The sequence below is a fragment of the Promicromonospora sp. NPDC060271 genome (assembly GCF_042726755.1).
In the GTDB taxonomy this organism is placed as follows: Bacteria; Actinomycetota; Actinomycetes; order Actinomycetales; family Cellulomonadaceae; genus Promicromonospora.
In genome coordinates this window covers 1-4073 of the sequence record NZ_JBHXBG010000279.1, presented here as the reverse complement: position 1 = coordinate 4073, position 4073 = coordinate 1, and the positions used below count along the sequence as shown (strand labels likewise).

General features: G+C 72.1%; 4 protein-coding genes. All 4 read right to left on the bottom strand.

Features of this window, described 5'->3' with window-relative positions; translation table 11 throughout:
• A partial coding sequence (locus ACFWE2_RS24805) for a DUF418 domain-containing protein (RefSeq protein WP_377226874.1) occupies positions 1-1023 on the bottom strand: 1023 nt, incomplete at its 3' end.
• 101 nt (positions 1024-1124) lie between these two features.
• Entirely contained in the window at positions 1125-1682 is a 558-nt protein-coding gene (locus ACFWE2_RS24800; protein ID WP_377226873.1) for an AAA family ATPase, read from the bottom strand.
• A 19-nt stretch (positions 1683-1701) separates the two neighbouring features.
• Entirely contained in the window at positions 1702-2295 is a 594-nt protein-coding gene (locus tag ACFWE2_RS24795) for a GAF domain-containing protein (RefSeq protein ID WP_377226872.1), read from the bottom strand.
• A gap of 203 nt (positions 2296-2498) precedes the next feature.
• Entirely contained in the window at positions 2499-3968 is a 1470-nt protein-coding gene (locus tag ACFWE2_RS24790) for a CopD family protein (RefSeq protein ID WP_377226871.1), read from the bottom strand.
• Between the last annotated feature and the right edge of the window lie 105 nt (positions 3969-4073).

The following is a 4073-nucleotide window of genomic DNA, read 5'->3' as shown; positions in this document are numbered from 1 at the left end:
GTACCGCGTCCGGCGGCCGGCCGCCCGACGCAGCCAGGTCACGCTGCGCCACAGCCACTCGACCGGACCGTAGACGAAGTGCTCGAGCCAGAGGCGGCTCAGCACGGACTGCACCGCGATCACGACGAGGGACAGCACGACGACGGGCGTCACGCTGGTCAGACGGCCGAAGTCCACGAGCTGCGCGGCCAGGGCCATCACGATCGCGGCCGCGACGTAGTTCGTCAGCGCCATCCGGCCCAGCGGCTCGAACACGGCGGCGAGCACTCGCCGCGCGGGCGTCTGCCACAGCAGCGCCAGGCCCGTGACGTACAGCACGGCCATGACCAGGCCCGCGATACCGCCCGGGTTCGTGAACCGCGGGTCGCCGGGAGCTGTCGTCAGCTGCCACGTCAGAGCAGGCACGGTCAACGCGGCGGCGACGGCGAACGCGAGGCCGACGGTCTTGCGCGAGGTCTCGAGGACACGAGGCAGGCCGAGGGCCGCAGCACCCGCACCGAGCAGGATGAGACCAGGAAGGGCAGTGATCCCTCCGCCGAACATGGCGTACGCCACGCCCGTGAGCGCGACACCGGCGCCGAGGGTCACCCAGCGCGGCGCGAAGTGGACGACCGGCAGCATCAGCAGTCCGACGACTGCGTACTCCAGGAGCACGTTGCCGGGGTAGACGAGCATGAGGAGCCCGCCGATGGCCGCGAGCCCGATGAGCCGGCGGACCAGCACGAGCCCCGGGCGTGCGGTCCGGGCGCGGGCGCCGTCGAGCACCATCCACAGGCTCATGCCGAACAGGAAGACGAAGATGGGCACGAAGCGGGTCTGGACCGTGAGGTACAGCGCGTCCTGCACCGGGTCCGGGACGACGGCGCCACCCGCCAGGATGCGGTCCCTCCCGGGGCCGATGATGTCGATCGCGTTGACCAGCAGGATCCCGAGGACCGCGAACCCGCGCAGCGAGTCGACGAAGTGCCAGCGCTCCCGTGTTCCCACCCGCGGAGCCGCTGCGAGTGCAGTGGTTGTGCTCATGCCTCCCATCCAAGCGATCCGGCTCCTGCCGGTCGTCAGCCCACGGGCCGACGTTCGGTCGCCACGAGCTCCGGGTAAACCCTGTGTGCCGCGCCGGGCTGTCAGAGGGCGGGCGCTGAGCCCTGTCCGGAGCAACGAGCGAGGACCTCGCGTGCCAGCGCCGCGGGCTCCCGACCCTCGACGTGCAGCCGAAGGTCGCTCGGCAGGTGCGGCAGGTGCCGCGCGAAGGCCTCGTGGTCGCCGCGGAGGAAGGTGGCGTCCTGGCTGATCCCGCGTCCGGAGTCGGCCCTCGCCCGAGCAAGAGAGGCGTCGAGGTCGGCAGTCAGCACGACGTGGAAGACGTCGGTACCCTCAGGCACCTGGTCGAGCACCTGCTGCACCTCGGCCGGGTTCGAGGTGCCCTCGTCGACCACGACATCGACGTCGGTCCGCAGCCAGGCGCCGACGAGCTGCGCGTGGACCCCGTGAGCCCAGTCCCAGCTCGGCAGCGTCGGCAGCGCCATCTCCGCGACGGTGTCGAGGTCGGTGAGCGCGACCGAGAAATCCTCCAGACGCAACAGCCGGGCCAGCTCTCCGGCCAGCGTGCTCTTGCCCGAGGCGATCGGTCCGCTGATCATCACCAGCCGGGGAAGCACGCGGTCCTGGGTCTTGTCGCTCACGGGCCGATCGTGTCACGGCCTACTCGTCGTACGAGAACGTCACGCGGCGTTCGAGCACGTCCCGAGCCGCGGACAGCAGGCTCGTCGAACTCGAGAAGGCGCGCGCCCGGATCATCGCGGACGCGTCGTCCGGGCTGATCCCGAGCTGGGCGACGACCATCCCCGTGGCCAGGTGGAACGGGTTCCGCTCGGACCAGTCGAGCAGCTCGGCGTGGCCCAGCAGGACCGTACCGACGGCGTCGGCAACGAACTGCAGGTCCTCCGCGCTACGAGCCCGCGGATCGGCGGTCACATACAGGCTGAGGGCCCCGACGACCCTGTCTTCGCCGTGCACCGGCACGGCGTACAGCGTCGCCTCACCCCCGACCGACCTGGTCAGCTGGGAGAAGACGGGGTACTCGTCCACCGACGCACCGAGCCGCAAGACCACCACCCGGTCCTCGGCAATGGCCTGGTGCACCGGCCCCTCGCCCAGCACCTCCTGGAGCGGCTCGAGATCCTCGAACGCGCCTGGCGTGCTGACAGCGGCTTGCTCTCCCGGGCCCGCCGAGATGGTCAGGGCACCACCCTGCGCCCGAAAGGTGTCGACGCACGCCTCACACAGCCGCGTCAACAACGGACGGTCGTCGTCGGTCTCGGCGAGATTCCGTACCAGTATGCTCAAGAGTTCCGGTGGGTCCATCAGTCCACCTCCCCTGCCCCCACCCATACTCTTACATCACGGCTCTCCAGTCGCACTGCCTGATTTGTCACCGTACAGAACGGTCTGGGCCGAGCGATCAAACGGGCGCGACAGCCGCACCATGGCGGACGACCTCAGTCCTGCACCGACGCGGCGACCAGCCACGCGGTGAGCAGGACGATCACGACCATCAGGGTGGTCTCGCGGCCGGCACTGCGCAGCAGCACGCCGCCGGCCCAATGGGAGCGTCCGGCATGGCGCACCACCCCGCGGCGTCGGGCCGTGAGCCGTGGCACGACACGGAAGTGGTTGTACGCGCCGATCACGCCGACCACCACGACGACGCCGACCTTGGCCAGCAGCAGGAGCCCCCAGGTGCTCTGCCAGAGCTGCTCCGGGCGGTCGATGATGCCGACGGCCAGCACCACGCCGGCCACGCCGACCACCGTGACGGAGAGGGCCGCCACGACGGAGAAGCGAGCGGCCATCAGCGCGGCGTCGAGGTCGTACCCGTCCCGGTGCCTGGCGCGCAGCAGAAGGCCCATCGAGACGACGCCGCCCACCCACGTCGCGGCGGCCGCGAGGTGCGCGACGTCGGCGGTCACGACGAGCCAGCGTGGCTCGACGGTGTTGCTGTGGCCGCCGAGGACGTGCCCTGCGCCCACCAGCACCACACCGATCACGGCGAGCCACGACCCGCGCAACGTCCGCCGAGCGCCCACCGCGAGCGCGACGGCGCCGGCGGCCTGGAGGCCGAGCTCCCGGAGCGTGGTGCCGGTGAGCGAGCCGACGATCGCCGACGGTGAGACGGCCGCGGCGAGGTCGCCGTGGGCGACGAACACCGATCCGGCCAGGACCCGGAGGGCAAGGCCGCCGAGGATCAGCACGCCCGCCCAGCGGGCGAGCCGCAGCACCACAGGCGCGTCCACCTCGTCGCGCCCGCGGAGCACGAAGGCGGTGAACGCCAGGGCACCGGCGGCGACCAGCCCGCTCCAGAGTGTGAGCGCGCTGCCGAGCCGGACGAGCGCCGCCGCCACATCGGTCGCGGGACTGTCCATCGCGGACGGTTCGTGATCCATGCCGCTCATGTCGTGGTCCATGCCGCTCATGTCGTGGTCCGTGCCGGAGCTCGCGCCCGCCGACGGCGTTCCTGTGCCTCCGGCCGGCTCGCTCGGGCCCGCGCTCGCGCCCGTGCCCGCGCTCGTGCCCGTCACGGTGAAGCCGAAGGTGCCCTCCAGCGGGTGGCCGTCCTGGGCCGCGGCCGTCCAGGTGACCGTGTAGTCGCCGGCGGTCAGCGCCTCGGACGGTGTCGCCACCAGGACCAGGCCGTCCCCCGCTGCGGCGACGTCGGCCACGACGGTGCCCTCCGGCCCGTCGATCACGATCCCCTCGCCGAGCCGGCTCACCGGCAGCGTGAACCGCAGCGTGACCTCGGTGACGGGAGTGTCCGACGTCGACCCGGCGGCGGGTGCGGACGACTCGAGCCGGGTGTGTGCCGTGGCGGACGGCGCGCAGCACAGCGCGAGCACGAGCGCCGCGAGCACCCCGACGACCGCCCGGACCACGACCGCGCCGGGATGCGTACCGACATGGGTTCGGCGCACGTACGGGCTCCTTCACAGCAGGGGTGGTTGGGGGCCCCGGGGGCCGGCCCCCCCCCCGCGGGGACAAGAGAGCCCGCGCTAGGAGCAACGCGCGGAGAGCAGCAA